The organism is Mariprofundus micogutta, assembly GCF_001895085.1.
GTDB lineage: Bacteria > Pseudomonadota > Zetaproteobacteria > Mariprofundales > Mariprofundaceae > Mariprofundus > Mariprofundus micogutta.
Genome location: NZ_BDFD01000002.1, coordinates 16,311 through 36,739 on the forward strand (window position 1 = coordinate 16,311; position 20,429 = coordinate 36,739).

The 20,429-nt window shown below is 48.0% G+C and carries 15 protein-coding genes; 6 read left to right on the forward strand and 9 right to left on the reverse strand.

Annotation, left to right across the window (positions count from 1 at the left end; translation table 11 throughout):
* Positions 1-17: 17 nt before the first annotated feature.
* The gene (locus tag MMIC_RS01310; protein ID WP_072658526.1) at positions 18-692 is read right to left on the reverse strand and encodes a DNA-3-methyladenine glycosylase I; all 675 of its coding nucleotides are present in this window, start codon (positions 690-692) and stop codon (positions 18-20) included.
* A 12-nt stretch (positions 693-704) separates the two neighbouring features.
* Positions 705-2,006 carry a M18 family aminopeptidase gene (locus tag MMIC_RS01315; protein WP_072658698.1) on the reverse strand — a complete coding sequence of 434 codons (1,302 nt, stop codon included), beginning with the start codon at positions 2,004-2,006 and terminating at the stop codon, positions 705-707.
* A gap of 380 nt (positions 2,007-2,386) precedes the next feature.
* Between MMIC_RS01315 and MMIC_RS01320 the strand changes: the two genes are divergently transcribed.
* Positions 2,387-4,552 carry a RelA/SpoT family protein gene (locus MMIC_RS01320; RefSeq protein WP_072658527.1) on the forward strand — a complete coding sequence of 722 codons (2,166 nt, stop codon included), beginning with the start codon at positions 2,387-2,389 and terminating at the stop codon, positions 4,550-4,552.
* A 63-nt stretch (positions 4,553-4,615) separates the two neighbouring features.
* Here MMIC_RS01320 and ilvD read toward each other — a convergent pair whose 3' ends face one another.
* A complete protein-coding gene (ilvD, locus tag MMIC_RS01325) occupies positions 4,616-6,463 on the reverse strand; it encodes a dihydroxy-acid dehydratase (RefSeq protein WP_072658528.1) in 1,848 nt (615 codons plus the stop codon).
* A 242-nt stretch (positions 6,464-6,705) separates the two neighbouring features.
* Between ilvD and nadA the strand changes: the two genes are divergently transcribed.
* Genes nadA through MMIC_RS01340 form a run of 3 tightly spaced genes read left to right on the forward strand, consistent with a single transcriptional unit; the run spans position 6,706 to position 10,357 of the window.
* The gene (nadA, locus tag MMIC_RS01330; protein ID WP_072658529.1) at positions 6,706-7,794 is read left to right on the forward strand and encodes a quinolinate synthase NadA; all 1,089 of its coding nucleotides are present in this window, start codon (positions 6,706-6,708) and stop codon (positions 7,792-7,794) included.
* A complete protein-coding gene (locus MMIC_RS01335; protein ID WP_143144836.1) occupies positions 7,787-9,277 on the forward strand; it encodes an OmpA family protein in 1,491 nt (496 codons plus the stop codon). Before nadA ends, MMIC_RS01335 begins: the two co-directional genes overlap by 8 nt.
* A gap of 18 nt (positions 9,278-9,295) precedes the next feature.
* Positions 9,296-10,357 (forward strand): LOG family protein, encoded by a 1,062-nt coding sequence (locus tag MMIC_RS01340; protein WP_227819294.1) that lies wholly within the window; start codon positions 9,296-9,298, stop codon positions 10,355-10,357.
* 9 nt (positions 10,358-10,366) lie between these two features.
* On the opposite strand, the gene MMIC_RS01345 is transcribed toward MMIC_RS01340, so the two are convergent.
* Positions 10,367-11,194: an ion transporter gene (locus MMIC_RS01345; RefSeq protein WP_072658530.1), complete on the reverse strand. Its 828-nt coding sequence runs from the start codon at positions 11,192-11,194 to the stop codon at positions 10,367-10,369.
* A gap of 142 nt (positions 11,195-11,336) precedes the next feature.
* On the opposite strand from MMIC_RS01345, the gene MMIC_RS01350 reads away from it, so the two are divergent.
* Positions 11,337-12,320 (forward strand): adenosine kinase, encoded by a 984-nt coding sequence (locus MMIC_RS01350; protein ID WP_072658531.1) that lies wholly within the window; start codon positions 11,337-11,339, stop codon positions 12,318-12,320.
* Positions 12,321-12,425: 105 nt separating this feature from the next.
* Positions 12,426-12,605, forward strand: a complete 180-nt coding sequence (locus MMIC_RS01355; protein WP_072658532.1) for a DUF3012 domain-containing protein — start codon at positions 12,426-12,428, stop codon at positions 12,603-12,605.
* A 141-nt stretch (positions 12,606-12,746) separates the two neighbouring features.
* Here MMIC_RS01355 and MMIC_RS01360 read toward each other — a convergent pair whose 3' ends face one another.
* From MMIC_RS01360 to MMIC_RS01380, 5 genes are all read right to left on the reverse strand, one after another.
* On the reverse strand, positions 12,747-14,471 hold the full coding sequence (locus MMIC_RS01360) for a two-component system sensor histidine kinase NtrB (protein WP_072658533.1): 1,725 nt from the start codon (positions 14,469-14,471) through the stop codon (positions 12,747-12,749).
* 334 nt (positions 14,472-14,805) lie between these two features.
* Complete coding sequence (locus MMIC_RS01365; RefSeq protein ID WP_072658534.1) at positions 14,806-16,674, reverse strand: diguanylate cyclase; 1,869 nt, start codon at positions 16,672-16,674, stop codon at positions 14,806-14,808.
* Entirely contained in the window at positions 16,652-17,419 is a 768-nt protein-coding gene (locus MMIC_RS01370; RefSeq protein ID WP_171966428.1) for an ion transporter, read from the reverse strand. The genes MMIC_RS01365 and MMIC_RS01370 overlap by 23 nt, the downstream gene beginning before the upstream one ends.
* Before the next feature lie 259 nt (positions 17,420-17,678).
* The gene (locus MMIC_RS01375) at positions 17,679-19,592 is read right to left on the reverse strand and encodes a M48 family metallopeptidase (RefSeq protein WP_072658701.1); all 1,914 of its coding nucleotides are present in this window, start codon (positions 19,590-19,592) and stop codon (positions 17,679-17,681) included.
* 242 nt (positions 19,593-19,834) lie between these two features.
* On the reverse strand, positions 19,835-20,428 hold the full coding sequence (locus MMIC_RS01380) for a LemA family protein (RefSeq protein ID WP_072658536.1): 594 nt from the start codon (positions 20,426-20,428) through the stop codon (positions 19,835-19,837).
* Position 20,429: the final 1 nt, after the last annotated feature.

Genomic DNA, 20,429 nt, shown 5'->3' on the forward strand with positions numbered 1-20,429 from the left:
TCACTCTTTTCCTGAATTCAGCTACTAATCGAATAAGCAGCGATTTTACTCATATGCGTATATGACAAGCCTGACTCTTTATGCCATTGATTGAATGTGTTCTGGATGGCTTCGTGATCGCGTTTGGAGCTGGGGTTTTGCTTGATATCCAAACCGCTATTTTGCAGACATCTGATCACATCACGGGTCAGCACAAAAGTGTCCTTACCCACATTACGCAGGAAGCGCTGGCCGGAATTACCACCTAATCGGGAGCCTCGCTTCTTCAAGAGATCAAACAGACCAACAAGGTCGGATACCGGCCAGTCAGCGATAAAACGGGCAAAACTGCCCTGTTCAATAGCAACATCTTCAATGAACTGAGCATTTACTCTAACAGAACTGATTTTCTGAGCGTTCCGTACGATGCGGGCATCCTGTTTGATCTCATCCCAATCTTCCGGCAGCAGCCCCAAAAGTGCATTAATTTCAAAGCCTTGAAACACATCTTCAAAACCATCCCACTTCTGTTGAATCACTTTCCAGGAAAAGCCAGCCTGAAAGATACAGCGGGTCATTTCAGCCAGAAACCTGCTCTCATCTACAGCAACAACAGCCTGTGGATCAGCATCTTCAGGCAAGAGCAGGTTCAACTCCTGCACGCTGCCTTTGTGCTCAACTGCGCGATGGTAAACGTCTTCAAAACTCAACATCGGCCCTCCCATTTAACTAAAACAGTGCCTCAATACACGGTACAGATAGTAGGCATCCATCCGCCCTGCCAGTTCACGGATCGAATGCATGGCAAATGTAGGCACGCCCACATCCACTGTGCGCACCCCCAGTTCATTGGCTGTGATCGGGCCAATTGTACTACCGCACCCCATGTCAGACCGAACAACAAATGATTGCACCGGCACATCTGCCAACTCGCAGCAATATTTGAACATCGCACCTGATTCACTGTTGGTTGCATAGCGCTGACTGGCATTGACCTTGATCACCGGCCCGTCATTGATGATCGGGCCATGATTTGCATCATGTTTATCTGTGTAGTTGGGGTGTATGGCATGAGCATTATCCGCAGAAACCATCAGGCTGGAGCACATCGTGCGCGACATGCCCTCATCACTGCCGCATAAACGATTCAGCACCGATTTCAGAAAATTACCCTGTGCTCCGGAAGCCGAGACACTGCCGACTTCTTCATGGTCATTACAAACCAGCAGCGCATTCTGTTCGCCATCGTTATCCAGCAGAGCCATTAATCCGGTATAACAGCTAAGCAGATTATCCAGTCGGGCACTGGCGATAAAGTCATCGTTCAGACCAACCACTGCAGGCTCCTGAACATCATAAAAGCTCAGTTCATAATCGAGAACTCTGGTCGCGGTATGACGCCCGTTTTCGGTCGCATCTAACTGAGCATTCACAAGATCAAGTAACAGATCATTAAAACTCACATCCTCCGGACTATTTTCCGGCAGCCGCATCAACACAGGCGGCAGATCAGTTTGTTTATTGATTTTCCGATTCTCATTGGCTTCACGATCCAGATGAATCGCCAGAGATGGAACCACTGCAATGGCTTTTTGCCAGTCAATCAACTCGTGACCGATCTGACCATCTTCATTCAGATAACTGACTCTCCCTGCAAGGGATAAATCCCGATCAAACCAGGGGTTAAGCAGAGCACCACCATAAACCTCAACACCCAGCTGCAGGTATTGATTATCAACCATTTCAGGATTCGGTTTCACTTTCAAACACGGGCTATCGGTATGTGCACCAACCATCTGTATGCCATGTTCAAGCAATGGGCGGTTTAACCGGAATGCAATAATTGAAGAGTCATTGCGCGTGACAAAATAGCGTCCCTGCTGATTCACATCCCACGACTCTTTTTCCGTTAAACGCTTATAACCAGCATTCTCAAGTTTTTCGACCATAGTTTGCACAGCATGAAACGGTGTTGGTGACCGTTTGATAAAATCCAACAACCCATTCACGAACTCTTCGTTTTGCATGCGCACTCCTGCTTTCAATACTTTTTCAATCGCTCGATGGTAGCTGGATTCAGCTTTCATATACAACTGTGCGAACTATTTTATTCCGCAAAGATTTTCCAACATTCGATACATGGCACCGGCACTCTTTTGGTTCCCGGAACTTCTAACTGCCAGGCTTTCAGAGGTCGTAACGGTTAAACATTTGAATTTCAAACCCTTGACCCATTGCAGAGAATCCTTTGCCCGTGAGAACTTCGGGGTAGTGTCACTGCTGTCCCGCTTATTCGATCCGGTGTGGAAACATGGCTGTCATGGCAACGTCTCGCCAATAGTGTTCGAACGGCAGCATTTCGAAGAGCTCAAGGGTATATAAAATACTAGAGGCGATTGATACACATATGAAGAAGATCAGAGAACATCATAATCTCACATCGCAATACTCTATCCCGGAGTATATCAACCTTCTCGTCACTCATTCAGCTCACCTTTATCGAAGTTCCCCCTTGCTGGAAAAAGCATGTCAGTATGTCTGGAACGCACAGGATGTAGAATCTGAATTGCCCGGCAGTCTGGATGTCGCGCTATTGCTCGGCCAGTTAAGCGCAGATGAGACAACGATTATTGTATGCCTGCTCAGCGACAGCCGGCTACGCGGGGCTGAGTTTCATAAGGTCATTGCCAGTGAATTCAGTGACGAAGTGCTGCAAATGGTCAAAGGCCTTGAAAAACTACACGGGTTTAAAGCCGGAAAATCGGATGGTCATGAGCAGTCTGAGCGCTTAAGAAGAATGTTATTAGCCATGGTTGATGATGTGCGTGTCGTGCTCATCAAACTGGCCTACCGGGTGCAGCGGCTCAGGGAACTGGCCAAAGCAGATGCAGAGATACAAAAAGCGGTTGCATCAGAATCCCTTGAAATCTTTGCACCCATAGCCAACCGTCTGGGAGTCGGACAACTGAAATGGGAACTCGAAGATCTGTCGTTTCGCTATCTGCAACCTGAAACCTATAAGCGCATTGCAAAAATGCTCGAGGAAAAAAGAAGCGGACGTGAGTCCTATATTCGTCTGGTTGTCACAAAAATTGATACGCTGCTAAAAAGTTCTGACATTGATGCCAGGATTTATGGCAGGCCAAAACATATCTACAGTATCTGGTCAAAAATGACGCATAAGAATAAACAGTTTTCAGAATTGTTTGATATGCTAGCCATAAGAATCACGGTCTCTACCATCACAGAATGTTATACCGCACTGGGGCTGATCCATGGCCGCTGGCATTATATCGCCAACGAATTTGATGATTATATCGCCAATACAAAAGAGAATGGATATCAAAGTCTGCATACAGCCGTTTACGGGCCGGAAGGCAAACCGGTCGAGATCCAGATCAGAACCAAAGCCATGCACGAATTTGCAGAATTTGGTGTGGCAGCACACTGGCGTTATAAAGAGCGCACCAAACAGGATGAAGTTCTGGAAAAAACCATTCATTCAATCAGACGGTTACTGGAAACGCCTGAAAACGATGATGAGGAATTTTTAGCCAGCTTTAAAACGGAACTGTTCTCCGACCGGGTCTTTGTGTTAAGCCCGGATGGTAAGGTCATTGACCTGCCGCAGGGTGCTACCCCTCTGGATTTTGCCTACGCAATTCACACAGAAGTCGGTCATCGCTGCCGAGGCGCAAAAGTGAACGGGCAAATCGTACCGCTGACAACCAGACTTCAAAATGGTGTGCAGGTCGAAATTTTAACGACGAGTCATGCGAGCCCCAGCCGTGACTGGCTCAATCCCAATCTGGGTTACCTCACCAGCAGCAAGGCACGCTCAAAAATAAAAGCCTGGTTCCGGCAACAGGATTACGAGCAAAATGTGATCGATGGCAAAACCGCTATCGATCGCGAACTGAAACGTATGCACATTTCAAATCCTGATACGCAAAAATCGATCACTCATTTCAAAGTGAACAGTGACAAAGAGTGGCAGGCCAAAGTCGGTCGTGGCGATATAACAGCCCGTCAATTGGCCTCTGGGTTGAATCAGATCTATTTCGATGATCCGGTTCAGGCATTACCTCAGAAACCGAGGCCGAAAAAAACAGGCTCGAATAATCAATCCATCAATGTTTGCGGCGTAGGCAACCTGTTAACCTATATGGCCAACTGCTGCAAACCCGTTCCCGGAGATGAGATTATTGGCTTCATCACACGAGGCAAAGGGGTTGCTGTTCACCGGAAGGATTGCATCAACATCCTTAATCTCGAAGAGGACAAGCAGAAGCGACTGGTCTCTGTTGAATGGGCCAATCATGAAAATCAAACCTTTGCCATCACCCTTGCAATCGAGGCAGTTGATCGCACCGGCCTGCTCAAAGACATCACAAGCATCCTTTCCGATCTGAAAGTCAACGTACTCGGTATCCAGACCCTATCCAATATAGATACCGCGTTGGCAGATATGCAAATCATGCTGGAAATAGAAGACCTTGAACAACTGCAAAAAGTCTCTGACAAAATTATGCAGTTACCAAATGTACTCAAGGTGTATCGCCAGCGCGCATAAGCTTTTGAAAAAGAAAGCCCCCCGCTTTCGCAGAAGGCTTTGATCTTTCGTGAACGACTGCGTTTACTTCAGCTGATCGAGGTTGCGAACTGCACCTTTATCGGCAGAAGTCGTCAGTGCCGCATAGGCCTGCAGGGCCTTGGAGACGTAGCGATCACGATCAACCGGTTTCCATGCATCAGCGCCCTTGGCTTCCATAGCAGCGCGGCGGGTCGCCAGTTCATCATCGCTGATAGCCAGATGAATGCTGCGATTCGGGATATCAATCTCTATAGAATCCCCCTCTTGCACCAGCCCAATCGCACCACCTTCGGCAGCTTCTGGTGAAGCATGGCCAATAGATAGACCGGATGTGCCACCGGAGAAACGACCATCGGTGAGCAGTGCACACTCTTTGCCCATACCTTTGGATTTAAGATATGAGGTCGGATAGAGCATTTCCTGCATGCCTGGGCCGCCTTTCGGACCTTCGTAGCGGATAATGACAATATCTCCTGGTACAATCTTGTCGTTGAGAATTGCGGTGACTGAATCATCCTGAGACTCAAATACGCGGGCACGACCTGTGAACTTCCAGATTGATTCATCCACACCTGCAGTTTTTACGATGCAGCCACGCTCGGCAATATTACCAAACAACACAGCAATGCCGCCCTCTTTCGAGTAGGCATTCTCCATGCTGCGGATACAACCAGCTTCACGATCAGTATCCAGACTCTTCCAGCGTTCCGACTGGGAAAATGCTGTCTGGGTCGGAATACCGCCCGGTGCAGCACGATACATTTCACGCGGCCCACTGTTGTTTTCATTCATGACATCGTTGGCATCCAGTCCAGCGCCCAGCGTGGCTGCATGCACAGTCGGCACATCGCGATGAATCAGCCCTGCCCGATCAAGCTCGGAGAGGATACCGATCACACCACCTGCACGATGTACATCTTCCATATGGAAGTGCTGCACAGCAGGTGCAACCTTACACAGGTTCGGTACCTTGCGGCTCATGCGATCAATATCGGCCATGGTGAAATCAACACCAGCCTCCTGTGCGATGGCCAACAGATGTAATACGGTATTGGTCGAGCCACCCATGGCGATATCCAGTGCCATGGCATTCTCGAAGGCTTCAAAAGTTGCGATAGAACGCGGCAATGTCGAATCGTCATCATTCTCATAATACCGTTTGCACAACTCAACTGCAGTTCGCCCTGCTTCGAGAAACAGTTCTTTCCTGTCTGCATGTGTAGCCAGCAGTGAACCGTTTCCGGGCAGAGCCAGACCCAATGCTTCAGCCAGACAGTTCATGGAGTTGGCAGTAAACATGCCGGAACATGAACCGCAGGTCGGACAGGCAGAACGCTCAACGGCTGCGACGTCTTCATCTGTTTCATTCGGATCAGCAGCCATCACCATGGCATCCACCAGGTCCAGATGAACCTCACGATTATTCAGGGTGATTTTACCGGCTTCCATCGGCCCGCCGGATACAAATACGGCAGGAATATTCAGACGTAGTGCCGCCATCAACATCCCCGGCGTAATCTTATCGCAGTTGGAAATGCAAACCATGGCATCCGCTGTATGTGCGTTAACCATATATTCTACTGAATCGGCAATCAGATCGCGGCTCGGCAATGAATAAAGCATGCCGCCATGACCCATAGCGATACCGTCATCGATAGCAATCGTATTAAATTCCTTGGCTACGCCACCGGCGGCCTCAATCTCACGCGCTACCAATTGGCCCATATCTTTCAGGTGCACATGACCCGGTACGAACTGGGTAAAGGAGTTCACCACTGCAATAATCGGTTTTTCAAAATCGTCATCTTTCATGCCGGTAGCGCGCCACAACGAACGGGCGCCAGCCATATTGCGGCCATGGGTGGATGTACGGGAACGATAAACAGGCATAATAACTCTCCGGTAAGATCTTGGGCGAAGCGTAACGGCAAACAAAAGCTTTCACCACAGAGAGCACAAAGCACACGAAGAAAAAACAGGTAAACGAATTATTTTGACTACAGGATTCGCAATTCACAGTTTAAGCCAGCCACAAAAACAGAATCAAATCTTCGCGCTCTTCGTGTGCTTCATGGTGAATAAATCAGGTTCGGGGTTTGACAAGGGAGCAGTGCGTCCGGAAACTTTGGCTTATGAACGCACAGGCGCTGCTTACGCAGCTATACGACACACCCGAAACTGACATTCTGGAACAGATCACCGCACTGAAAGCCGAACTTGGCGATCAGGTATTGATTCTGGGCCACCATTACCAGCGCGAAGAGGTCTTTGCTTTCGCTGATGTGACCGGTGATTCACTGAAACTGTCGCAACAAGCGGCTGAAACGGATGCACCCAATATTATTTTCTGCGGCGTTCATTTTATGGCCGAAACTGCCGATATCCTTACCGCTGATCATCAAACTGTGTTGCTACCTGATTTGGCTGCCGGCTGCTCCATGGCAGATATGGCCGATGATGAGCAGGTCGTACGCTGCTGGAATGAGCTCTCTCAGCTTATCAACCCGGATGAATGCGTAACACCTGTAACCTATATCAACTCGACTGCAGCATTGAAATCTTTCTGTGGCGAACATGGCGGCATCGTCTGCACCTCGGGCAATGCCCAAAAGACGCTGGAGTGGTCCTGGAGTAATCGTGAAAAAATTCTCTTCTTCCCCGACCAGCATCTGGGTGAAAATACAGCAGTAGCCATGGGTGTACCTGATTCCGACATGATCGTCTGGGACCCGTTCCAGCCTATGGGTGGCAATAGCCCGGAAGCCATAGAGAAAGCAAAACTGATTTTGTGGAAAGGTTTTTGTTCGGTGCATCAGCTGTTCAAACCTGAACATGCAGAGACCATGCGCCGTAATCACAAAGGCATTGAAATACTGGCGCATCCGGAATGCTCACGCGAAGTCTGTGAAACAGCAGATTTTATCGGCTCGACCGAAATGATCATCAAACATGTGTCCGAAGCAGAAAGCGGCCAGTCGTTTGCCATTGCCACAGAACTGAATCTGGTGAACCGTCTGCGTATCGAGTTTCCTGACAAACCTATCTGGTTCCTCTCGCCAATGGTTTGCATGTGCTCTACCATGTTCCGTACTGACCCCCAGCATCTGTGTGCTGCTTTGACATCGATTCGTGATGGACAGATATCGAACCAGATCAAAGTTCCGCACGAGCAAAAACGCTGGGCAAAACTGGCTTTGGAAAGGATGTTAAATATTGCGTAATCAATCTGTTCTGCTCCCACTGTTTGCATTGATATCACTACTGTTGGCATTGCCAGCACTATCGGGAGCGCAAAGCATTGACTCTGTTCAACAGGAAATGGATGCGTTCAAAGCCAGTGGTGACCATGATCTTGCACCACAAACCCTGCTCAGGGCTGAGCAATATCTCGGCGCAGCAAGACTTGCTGCTGAACAGCAAAAAAATGAAGACAAGCTGGCTGCCCTGAAAATCGCCAGTGAAAAAATGGCTGAAGCCAGATTAACGGCCAGCGACTTTCGCAAACAGAATCAGGATCTTCTAAGCCTGCGTGACGATGCAGTTGAAAGTGTACAGATGGTTTCGGCAGCCGAGCAGAGTGCAGGTGAGTTTTCTTCTCAACAACTGCTCAATGAAGCCAACCAATCATTTAATCTTGCCATCCTGAGCCGGGAACGCGGTGATCTGAGCAAGTCTCAGCAACAGATCGGACAGGCACAGCAGTTATACACCAGAGCGCTGGATGCATCGCTACCACGCCTGTCTGAACTGGCAGCATCAGCCATAGGTTCTGCAGCATCCAGTGGTGCCAAGAGATATGCGCCGGTCATCTACCAGACAGCCAAAGATAAACTTGCTGAATTGCGTGCTTACATTGATGGTATAAATGATTCGCCGCCGAGCCGCCCCGGAGAAGCACTGAAACTGGGGCGTGAAGCGAAATGGTTGACGGGTCAGGTGAAATTGCTGCGCAAGAATTCCGGCAGCCATGAGGAAATGCTACTAAAATCAAGAGATTTCAGCCTGAGAATGGCTGGCGTATTGGGCCTGAAAACAACCGATCACCCTCTTCTCTTTGATATGTCCAACCGCGACTTACTCACTGCGGCAGCAAAACTGAAACAGGATGTTGCTGCCGAACGCAAAGCTCACCAACTGGAAATCGAGGCCCTGAAAATACAGTTCGAAGAAGATCTGCAAGCCCGTCTACTGGCACAGACTGATGAACTCAAACAGTCTCAGAAAAATCAGTTGTCAGACATGAAAGATGCATTCCGCGCCAAACTGGAGCGGGAAACATATGAGAAAAAACGTCAGGATAAATTACGTTCCTTATTCAAAAAAGATGAGGCTGATATCCTGATCAATCTGGATGGTTCCCTGCTGGTACGTTTGACCAGTCTGCAGTTTGCCTCAGCAAAAAGTAAACTCGAGACAAAATATTATGACATGCTGAGCAGGCTGAAAAATGCGCTGCAAATCTATTCCGATCGCAATGTGCGCATTGAAGGCCATACTGACGATTCCGGTGGCATAAAACCCAATCAGATCCTTTCACTCAAACGGGCGGAATCTGTGCGTGAATTTCTGATCGCGGCCGGTGTTGATGGAGCTCGCCTGAAAGCACTGGGTTATGGTGAGGTTCGACCTATTGCCAGCAATGCATTCCCACAGGGGCGAGCCATGAACCGTCGCATTGATATTGTTATTGGCGCTCCAAAATAAACAGCGGGGAATCACACTGTGAATTCAGAACTGACTGATCCTTCAGGGCTGGAAGGCCTTCCTGACGAGGTCCACGAACATGCCCGCAAGCTGATCGCTGACTATGCTCACGAATCGCCATATAAACGGGCTATTATCGTGGAAGCGCTAAGACTTGTTTCTGATGGATACAGCACTGGTGACGTGAAAATGCTGGCCAAAATGCTGGGCGAACTGCGCAAAGGCCTTGATGTATTCCGACCATATCAGGCTCTGCGCAAGGTCAGCATCTTCGGCTCTGCCCGCACAAATCCGGACCACCCCCGTTATGCTCATACCATGGCCTGCGCCGCATCACTCAGGGATGAAGGATTTATGATTATTACCGGTGGTGGCGGCGGCATGATGCAGGCAGCCAATGAGGGTGCAGGTGAAAAAGACTCCTTTGCCATTAATATCAATCTGCCAATGGAGCAGCTTCCCAATCCGGTGATGAGGGATTCACCCCGTCACTTCCAGTGTCAGTATTTCTTTACCCGTAAAGTTTTTTTCCTCAAGGAGAGTGATGCGGTGATCCTCACCCCCGGTGGTTTCGGCACACTCGACGAAGCGTTTGAGACACTGACCTTACTGCAAACCGGTCGTAATCCACCCATCCCTGTCATCATGCTGGAAGCGCCGGGTGATGATTTCTGGGGCCCTTTCATGCAATCATGGATGCGCAGACTCGTGGCAGATGGTCTGATCGATGCTGATGACAATCACCTCATCTTTCGTACCGACAGCATTGAAGCAGCAACCGCACATATTCGCGATTATTATATCAATTATCATAGTTTCCGTTACGTTGGAAAAGCGGTACTTCTGCGTATTCTCAGCCCCCTCTCCGAAGACGCATTAACACGTCTGAATGCGGAATTCTCCGATGTCTTGTGTGAAGGAAAGATCGACCAGGTATTCCGTTGGCCAAAATCGGACGATCACAGCTTTGATCATCTACCTCGTCTGCGTCTGCATCTGAACCGTTCACGCATGAATGTACTACCGCAGATCATACGCCGCATGAACTCACTGTTTCAGCAAGACAACAACGGCAGCTGAAAAAGCCGATTAATCCGGCTTTTTATTCAATGTTTCAGGACTGACTTCAGTCAGTTGCGTGCGCAGTTGTTCAAGCGCCTGCTGCGTCTGCTCCAATTCCTTCATCAGACAATCCCGTGTTGGCGGCTGACGCATCTCCTTCAAGCGCTCCGCCTTGGCTTCGTCAAGGTTATTCAAGACCACGGCAATAAACAGATTGATGATCACAAAGGTCCCCATGATCACAAAGCTGACAAAGTAGATCCAGGCAAGTGGATGCATCTCCATCGCCGTGTACATCACATCGGTCCAATCCTCGAGCGTGACAATGCGAAACAGCGTCAGCAGTGCAATACCCAGATTATCCCAATGCTGCGGGTCATGCTTATGAAACAGCTGTTGCCCTGCCACGGCATAGATATAAAAGATAACCCCCATAAGCAGCATGATGTTGCCCATGCTGGGAATCGACTTCATCAGTGTGGCAACAATCAAGCGCAACTCAGGAATAGCGGAGATCAGGCGTAATACTCGCAACAGTCTTGCCACACGGGCCAGCATGGCTAGGTCACCTGTACTTGGAATCAGTGCCAGCAAAATAATGGTGAAATCAAACACATTCCAGCCCTGACGGAAGTAATCTCCCACTTTTGGTGCAACAGCATAAATCTTGATGGCAGCTTCAAGAATAAAAATCAGCAGCACCAGACGATTACCCCAATCGATCCAGTCTCCATAGGCTGCCATCAGCGCCGGTGATGTTTCCATACCTATCAGCGCAGCACTGATCAGAATCACTGAGACAATAAAATATTCGAAGTAGCGATGCTGTATCATCTTCTGAGCTATCAATTGCATATGAGGTACTCCTAGAGAAAACTAAAAAACGATGGGCATTTTGGTGAGAATTTTCAGGAAGGCAACCATGCTCCAAAGCTATGACATTCACGTTCACGAATGGCAGGATGCGTGCATTATCAAATCAGTCAGGAGATTCTCAATGAGTTATGATGTTTTCGGTGTAGGCAATGCCATTATGGATATGCAGGTGCAGTGTGATGATGCATTTCTGGAGTCCATGGGTATTGAAAAAGGCATCATGACGCTGGTGGATGAAACACGCCAACAGGAAATCCTTGATGCATTGGCCGAACACAATGTGAATTACTGTTCTGGTGGTTCTGCTGCCAACACGATTGTAGGTGTGGCTGATATGGGTGGTAAAGTTGCCTATGCATGTAAAACCGGTGCTGATGGATTTGGAAATCAGTATCTGGAAGAGATGCAGGACTTGGGCATCGCTATCGAAGTTCCGCAGACGCAGGGACAGACAGGCAGTTGCGTGGTGCTGATCACGCCTGACGCTCAACGCACCATGTTAACCAACCTCGGCATCTCCTCATCCCTGAGCGAGGATGACATCATTGAGTCTGAAATCGCCAAAGCTGAATATGTATATATCGAAGGTTATCTGTTTGCCGGTGATTCAACCAAAGCCGCAGCGCTGAAGGCCATTGAACTGGCCGAAAAGAATAATGTTAAGATTGCACTGACCGTATCCGACCCCTTCCTGATCGATATCTGCCGCGATGATTTCAAGAGACTGGTTGAGGGGCCTGTAAATCTGCTGTTCTGTAATGAGGAGGAAGCCAAAGCCCTGACAGGGCTGGATGACCCTATCGATTGCGCCCATGAAATTCACAAACATTGCGATAATGTTGCACTGACACTGGGCAAAAAAGGCTCAATCATTATGCATCAGGGTGAAACCCTGCCAGTAGAAGGTGTCGAAGCTGATGCCATTGATACGACAGGTGCAGGTGACATGTATGCTGCCGGTGTCCTTTACGGCATCACCAATGGCCTGACCTGGCAGAAATCAGGACACCTCGGCTCGCATGCTGCAGGCCTTGTCGTGTCCCAGCTTGGTGCAAGGCTTCCCGGTGCATTGACTGAAGAGGCAATCGCACAACTGTTGAAGTGATCCAGCTCATCGCTTGAATCAAGGTTTTGCACAGTATGTGCCTTGCCTGATTTCACAGGTACGACTATAAATAAGCAGTAAGTGGCGACAGCCCGGAGGATTATCATGAAAAAAGTATTTAGTTTAATGTTTGTCGCGCTGATTGCGTTATCGCTTTCAGGTTGTTCAGAGCCCGGCAGCAAAGGCTGGTGTGAAAGCATGAAGGATAAACCAAAAGCTGACTGGTCCAGCAATGATGCGGCAACATTTACCAAACATTGCGTACTCGGTAACTACGTAGAGTAACTCATCTCAAAATCAAATCAGCCCTGCCAGTAATGGCAGGGCTTTTTTTTGGGAAAACTCTCAAAACTCCTGATCGGACTAGCCTAGAAGATACACTAAAAACGGCCTCCATAAAGCAGCCAAACGGTCATTCGATACTAACTATCCAAGCAGCACCGTTGGAAAATATATGCAAACTGAGCACCCCTTCCCTTCTTCACTATCCAGGTAGATAAAACCATTATGGTTTTTGACAGCTCCAAAGGTTGCTGCAAGCCCAGTTCCCGTACCGTTAGCTTTGGTGGTGAAAAAAGGTTCGAAGATATGGGTGACATTTTCACTATCGACTCCACAACCGTCATCCTTTACGCAGATATTAAAGTATTTACCCGTATCTATTCCAGGCCTATTGGATTCAGAGCTTTTGATTTGGACTACTGATGTTGAAACCTGGATGATTCCCTGCTCATCTGTAGCATCAACTGCATTTTCTAATATATTGTTTATGATCATCTTCATCTGCCGCGAATCTGCCTTTATACCCCATTGGGATTCTTCCAGACACACCTCAAACCTAATGTCTTTATGACATTGGTTTTTATGGTTTTCCACTAATGGGCCTATCAACTTATTCGGGTTAAATACATCAAGATTAATGGCGCCACCACGAGAATAAGCTAACAACTCTTCAGCTAATCGGCCAATATGTTCACTACCATTGATGATGCTTGTGAGTTTGCCTTGTAAGATATCATCTTCTCTGTTTTTACGAGCAGCCATTTGTGCAGCAGTTTGCACTGTAATCAAAGCATTGTTGATTTGATGGGCAACGCCGCCAGCTAGTAAATTAGCCATCTCCATTTTGGATCGCACATTTTCCTTCTCAAGTTCTTTCCTTTCGGAAAGATCACGAATGCACGCAGTACAAATCATATGATTAATGTTGTTGAGCGCAGAAATCCTCACCTCGACCGGGATTTCCCTTCCATCAGACGTCATTGCAGTGAGCTCGGCAAAACGCTCAGTCACTCCATCGCGTTTGTTTTTCAGAAATTTTCCAAATGCTTTTGTATGCATGTCCCTGAATTGCTCAGGTATAATAATTTCAGCCATCGGCTTCCCAATGACGTCCTCAATACGATATCCGAACATCTGCTCAGCTTCCTTGTTAAATTCAATAATACAGCCGTCTCTATCAATGGAGATAATGCTCTCTTGAGCATGATCGAGGATAAGTGCTTTCTTTTGTTCACTATCTATTAGTTCTTGCCAACTTCGTTTACTTTCTGCCCTTGCCTTGAAGTAAAACACCAGCGCTGAGATCAACAGTATTAGCCAAAGAACCACTAAAATAATAAAGCGATTCATCAAAACCTTCTGTGTGTCCATCATCAAGCGACTTGTCTCAAGTCTGGCTTGAGACACTTTACTCAGAATGCCTTTGAACTGCGCATCAAAAACCTTATCTGCATCCGTTCCAACACCCTGATTCCGCGGATTTGAAATTCGCTCCATTGCCAATTGATGGAAATGGCCTTCACGGTCCTGAATTTCAATCAATGCCGCATTTAAATCTTTATGATTTCCTCCTGTTATTTTTGAAGCTTTATCCAATGTATCTGCCATCAGTGCATTGGATTCATCCATTAACTTCCACGCTTGATCGAGGTCATTTTTATCACCAGTTAAGGCCTCCTCAAACCAGAGGTGAGCCTGAGAAATATTCACTTCAATTTGATTGATATTATGCATAACGGGCATTTCAACATCAAAGTGCGTTTGCCAGTGAGAATAAATCAATGTCATCATATACAGTGATAAAAATAGCAGAGCGAGAAATAGACCTTTAGCCAGCCGGGAATCGCGTGTGTGACCGTTCCATTGCATGAACACCACCTTCTAGCCCACCTGAATGGGCGCACCTATATAACTATTATCGCGGATTTTCTCACATGCATAAATAATATGCTCAAATATTGATACGTTTGAAAGCCTGTTTTTGCCTACCCTCGACGGTGAAGCTCTTGAAATGTTTTATTGTCAGAATGCTGTTAGGCGAAAAAACAAATAAACTCAGGTGACTCCATTAATGAATAGTTACGTTTTTGGAAAACCAACATGCGGAATAATCGGGCAGCCCTGAGCATCGTTCAAAGCTCTCAGTCACTCAAATTCATTTATCCTTTATAGAACGCGAGTACTGCCTTAACAGAGGCTTGGACTATTTATGGCAAATCACCCGGTTTCGCCCTGTCTCTTTAGCTTTGTACAATGCTGAATCAGCATTTTTGATGCACTCATTCAGCGTAGAGCCATTTTCCGGGTACATGGAAAGACCAATCGACATGGTGATGCCGAAGCTGCCCTGCTCATCACGCATGACGTACGATTCAATATTGCTACGAATACGCTCAGCCACTTCCATAGACCGTTGATCATCCGTATCCATCAACAGGACCACGATCTCTTCACCACCATATCGAACAACAAGATCACTGGCACGTAACGTCTCGACCAGAATACTGGCAGTTTCAACCAGAACCATATCACCGCTAGCATGGCCCCGCTTATCATTCACCTGTTTAAACAGGTCGATATCGCACATCAGTACACCGACTGTGGAGCCGCGACGTGTAACCGAAGATTCCATACTGTTGGCATAATCTTCGAGAAAACGGCGGTTATACATATTGGTCAAAGCATCTCTTAATGCTGTTTCCTTGAGGCTACGCATGAGTCGTTTAGCTTCAATTTCGGGAGCGGCCACTCGCAGATAATATTGCAGTAGACTGACCTTCTTTTCGATCTCACCCTGCTGATCCAGATCAAATACCAATTGCAGTGTGACGCCATCACCCTCTGAGTTGAGTACAGGCAAACAGATATGCCGCAAAGTCGCACATGATTCTTTACAATCGGCGCAAAATGGCAGACATATTTCCGAATCACTGCGCGAATCTACAGTGCGTACACTGCGTTTAGCCCTGCAGGCATCAGCATCACCCTGAACCTCTTTTGAGCACCAACTATCAAAACCTTCCGGCAAGCCTGCACTCAAGACAGGAATACTACTGTTTCGCTGGGATGATACTTCATACATCGTGAATTTATCGATATCAAAATCATTGACTAATACTCGCTGAATATGTGCATAAACTTCATCGAGATCCCTGTCTGCTTCTATTTCCTCCTTGAAACGAACTGCCGTGGTCAGATTATGTACGACGTTAGCCATATGCTGCATAGGTTTAACATTTGTCCCCTGATTCCCCCTGCCTGTCAGTGCCTCTACGTCACGTGCGATGGCGCCAACATTCTCACTCAGTGACTCCATCAGCTCATTTGTAGCATCAGCAATCGATCCAATTTCGTCGTCGCTGCGATAATTGATGCGATGCGTAAAATCGCCATTATGTGCGCGATGAAATGCGCCCGTGATCTGGTTAATGACCATCACCATTGGCATGAACAACTTGCGCAATGCAAATGCAAACAGAACACCAACCAGAAGTAGTAAAGCGACCAACTGGTAAATTGCTGATGAAATTGCATTTTCAGCTTTTGTAAGGTCTACCTGTACAGATAGTCCTCCCAGCACTTCTCCTTCAGCTGCATCATGGCATGTCATACAGTTGAGACGATTGCGGGATGAAGCAATCAACGGCCCGTTATAGTGAAATACCTTGATTCCACGCTCATTGATTTCAATCGTTTCCGATGCCTCACCCGATGCCAGCATTTGCCGCTCTACCTCTTCAATTTCACCGCGCCCTGCAACCTGACCATATTGGCGGGTCACTGACTCTCCACGCAAGGCCCGCATCTCGATCAACTCAGGTAAGGATGCGAACTCCTGAAACATCAGATTGATTTCATTTCGTACATGTTCCTTATCATTAGCAAATGCCACCCCTTCCTGCATGGAGTGAAGGAGTCCAATCTTTGCCATTTCTACAACAATCAAGCCCTCATTTCTGGCCTGCTCTTCGGCATAATCGCGAATTAAAACGCTCACCACACTGCTAACCAGCACAGCCAGTACAACTGTAGCAAAGATCGTCAGTCGATTAACCTTGGCTTTCAGTTTCATCCTGCTCTCCCTCTTGTTGCTGTTTGCTTGCACAGTATGGGCAATATGGAAATTCCGGAGCTATGGCCTTATTGCAATCATGGCACCGCACACCGTGGTGCAGAGCACGTGCAATTTTGACGGATACAATGGCTGTCACGGCCGCGAACATGCAGATACCAATCACCATCAGACAGACAGCAACTGCCCGGCCAGCCAGCGTGTGCGGCACTACATCGCCGTAACCCACCGTTGTCATGGTGACTATGCCCCACCAGGCACCGTCAAAAGCACTGGAAAAAGTCTCCGGCTCCAGAGCATAAATCACATTTCCGGAAAGTATGGCCCCTAGAGCAATTGATCCCACCACCACCGACAACATTTCCAACGTGTCACGCATACTGGAAATAAACAAACGCATGGCGCGTAGATAACGCACCAGTTTAAGCAGGCGAACAATTCTTAGCAGGCGAATAGCGATATTGGGATCGCCAATCAATAACATGGGTAATATTGCCAGCATATCGACCATGCCATAAAAACTGAATAGATAGGCGCGCATATTCCTTGCTGAATAACAACGGGCCACAAATTCAACAGCAAACACAACCGTTACCCAATACTCCAGCTGCTCAATCGCTATGACCCATGATGGTTCAAGTGCCTTCAGTGTCCCTGTCATGGAGATCAACACGCTGACAACGATCAACAGAGTAATCGTCAGATTGACAACCTTGCCTATGCCACTGTGTACCTCAAAAAGCATGGTATTGAGTATGTGGCGAAAACCGCTGTGTGGTAACTGCTTGTCAAAGGGTCTGTTCGAAGAGTTCGAATCAATTCGCATAATTGCTCCAGATATCAATTTATCGGAAGCAAGAGCGATACCATAAATTATAAATGCGTATAGAGCGCCTATCGTATTTTCACATCATTACATACGGTTAAAATGGAAAATGCTTACCTCAGCATGTTACTCATCCATGCAGGATTGAATAACTAACAGCAGAACAATCACTAACTCATCAGATCTGGGGCATCGGACAACCCAGGGCATCGCATACAGCTCGCAATAATTCAAACTCATTCACCCTGACCTGGCCATCAGCCAGTACTACCTCAACACAGGCTTTGACTAAACGTCGTTTTATTTCAGGCGTTGCTTTATCCGCTTTATTCAGTGCCTGATCCAGCTTGGAGAGATCAGACTGCTGCAGAGAGGGCTGAATACCCGTCTGCCATGCCAAGACTTGCGACATGGCATGATCAAACACTTTTTCGGGATGCTCATGCCTGCCTTCACGGATCAGCATGGAAACGATCAGGCCTGCTTCATCAGCAATTTCTGACGCCACATCATAATAGACGACCGCAGGTTTCACCCTGGTAAAACCCGGATGCAGGTGTCGTATCAACATGCGATGTAACATATATTCAAAGATACTCAGCTCGTTATCCGCCTTAATCAGTGCAGCAATACACTGACGAAACTGTTTGTATTGAGGCTGTGACAGCGACTTCAGTGCCGGCATCAAAAGCTCCAGCAAAGGAATGTGCAGTTCAGCCTCAAGCCCTGAAACGACGGGTTGGATATCCAGCAATTCCCGCAATACATTCGCATCAGCCTGGCTCTCCAACGCATCTAACTGGGCCGAGCGAATCACTTTCTGCTCATCCAGCAGTAAGCCGTATACTATGGCGCGCGCAGTAAACGGATCATGTGCAAATTGGCGCAGCCGATCTGGAATCCGTTCGAGCAGAGAAACAGCCTGTTGCAGGGCATCAGCATCCGGCTGACCTATGGACTGCATCACAGTCTCCACATCCACCTGTAATACTTCTATAGAGGGCTGCCCTGAAAGTGAAGAAACCGCCTCATGCATGACCGATGCACTGCGGCTGCCTGGATCAATCGTGTCAAAAGAACCGGCAAATGATGCATCAAGCCGTTTGATGCGCTCTGCCAATGGCGGATGCGTCGCCCACCAATCCTTGTTCTCCCAGGATTTGACTGCATTACCGAAAAAGAAGTGACTGGTTTGCTGGGTCGCAGTGTGATTCACACGACTACCGCCCTTATACCCCCCAATCACCTTCAAGGCACTGGCAATACCTGCGGGATTACGAGTAAACTGCACAGCAGCTGCATCGGCGAGGAACTCCCGTTGCCGGGATACCGCACGTTTGATCATGTCGGCAAATACCGCACCGATGGTACCCACCAGAAATATCAGAAAACCGATCAGAGCGATTCCCGGATGCGTACCTCGTTCACCGCTAGTGCGATATGCCGATGTATTCCTTGCCGTCATCATCACAATGCCTGCATCGGAGATCAGTGTAATACCAAACAGCAAGCCCATCAGACGCATTTTCAACCTTGTATCACCATTAAGAATATGACTGAACTCATGCGCAATCACACCCTGCAACTCATCACGGTTCAGCAGTTCAATAGCTCCCGAGGTGACGGCGACAACCGCATCAGAGCGGCCGAAACCTGCAGCAAAAGCATTGATTCCGGCTTGAGGAAGCAGGTAGACCGGAGGCACAGGCAGGCCTGCAGCAATAGCCATCTCTTCCACGACATTCTGCAAACGTCTGAGCAGAGGATCTTCCGTTGCAGCCGGCACACGTTGCGCGCCAAGCATTTCAGCGACAGCTGCCCCACCGCCCTGCTTCAACTGGTATGTCCGGTAGAGGCTGCCGGAAGTTACGATGAGCATGGTTAAACCGACAACCCAGAGAAAGCGTTCATCATCCCAGAAATCGCGGATAAACCAATCGCCCTGAGAAACAAACATCTGGGTAAGAAACAGACCGGCAGTAATAGCCAGATAGACCGACAGAATGATCACGACCACGGCACAGCTGAACAGCAGCACCAATAAAGTGGTATTTCGTCGCGCCTGTGCCTGCTGCCCGAAAAAATCTTTCACGTCTTTAGCTTCCCGGATCGGTTGCCCACCGGAAGCATCCACTCTGCGTTAGTGCCCCAGGGTACCCTCTCTTGTGCAAGCACAATTCACCTTGTCGTCGCTCATTTGGTTGTACCAAATTACGCTCCTCCTGCCTTGATTGGTCACATCCGGAGAACAACGAAAACAGTCAGCCTGATTCAACCTCCGGCTATTTCTGTTTCCGGTTTTCCTCTGCGAAACTCTGCGTCCTCTGCGGTGAACTATTGGAAACTGACTTTCGGAGCCTGTTTCTCTTCCTTTGATTCGATATGCCACAGGCCTGCATCCATGAAACCGAACATCGGGGCCAGCATCACATCAGGGAAGGTTTCGCGCTGTGTATTATAAAGCATCACTTCATCATTATAAGCCTGACGCGCGAAAGAGACCTTGTTTTCCGTCGAAGTCAGCTCCTCGGAGAGCTGCATCATGGTTTGGTCGGCTTTCAGGTCAGGATAATTTTCCATCACCGCATTAAGATTCAGCAGTGCGCCTCCGAGTGCTGCCTCTGCACCGGCCAGTGATTTCATGGCAGATGCATCACCGGGGTTGCGCTCAGCCCCTTGCATGGCTGCAAGCGCCTGATTGCGAGCTTCGATCACCTCCTGCAAAGTCTCATGTTCATGTTTGAGATAGGCTTTGGCTGTTTCCACCAGATTTGGAATCAGGTCATAGCGGCGCTTGAGCTGCACATCAATCTGGGCAAAGGCATTTTTGAAGCGATTTTTCAATTTCACCAGCCGGTTGTAGACCATCACGATATAAAAAATCAGAAAGAAAATGACTCCAAAAATTACCAGCACCACTGTCGTCATG

What these genes read in the sequence shown, in the direction of transcription:
- MMIC_RS01310 (WP_072658526.1), bottom strand. Translation starts at nt 692, where the DNA reads ATGTTGAGTTTTGAAGACGTTTACCATCGCGCAGTTGAGCACAAAGGC.
- MMIC_RS01315 (WP_072658698.1), bottom strand. Translation starts at nt 2,006, where the DNA reads ATGCAAAACGAAGAGTTCGTGAATGGGTTGTTGGATTTTATCAAACGG.
- MMIC_RS01320 (WP_072658527.1), top strand. Translation starts at nt 2,387, where the DNA reads ATGAAGAAGATCAGAGAACATCATAATCTCACATCGCAATACTCTATC.
- ilvD (WP_072658528.1), bottom strand. Translation starts at nt 6,463, where the DNA reads ATGCCTGTTTATCGTTCCCGTACATCCACCCATGGCCGCAATATGGCT.
- nadA (WP_072658529.1), top strand. Translation starts at nt 6,706, where the DNA reads ATGAACGCACAGGCGCTGCTTACGCAGCTATACGACACACCCGAAACT.
- MMIC_RS01345 (WP_072658530.1), bottom strand. Translation starts at nt 11,194, where the DNA reads ATGCAATTGATAGCTCAGAAGATGATACAGCATCGCTACTTCGAATAT.
- MMIC_RS01350 (WP_072658531.1), top strand. Translation starts at nt 11,337, where the DNA reads ATGAGTTATGATGTTTTCGGTGTAGGCAATGCCATTATGGATATGCAG.
- MMIC_RS01355 (WP_072658532.1), top strand. Translation starts at nt 12,426, where the DNA reads ATGAAAAAAGTATTTAGTTTAATGTTTGTCGCGCTGATTGCGTTATCG.
- MMIC_RS01360 (WP_072658533.1), bottom strand. Translation starts at nt 14,471, where the DNA reads ATGCAATGGAACGGTCACACACGCGATTCCCGGCTGGCTAAAGGTCTA.
- MMIC_RS01365 (WP_072658534.1), bottom strand. Translation starts at nt 16,674, where the DNA reads ATGAAACTGAAAGCCAAGGTTAATCGACTGACGATCTTTGCTACAGTT.
- MMIC_RS01370 (WP_171966428.1), bottom strand. Translation starts at nt 17,419, where the DNA reads ATGCTTTTTGAGGTACACAGTGGCATAGGCAAGGTTGTCAATCTGACG.
- MMIC_RS01380 (WP_072658536.1), bottom strand. Translation starts at nt 20,428, where the DNA reads ATGACGACAGTGGTGCTGGTAATTTTTGGAGTCATTTTCTTTCTGATT.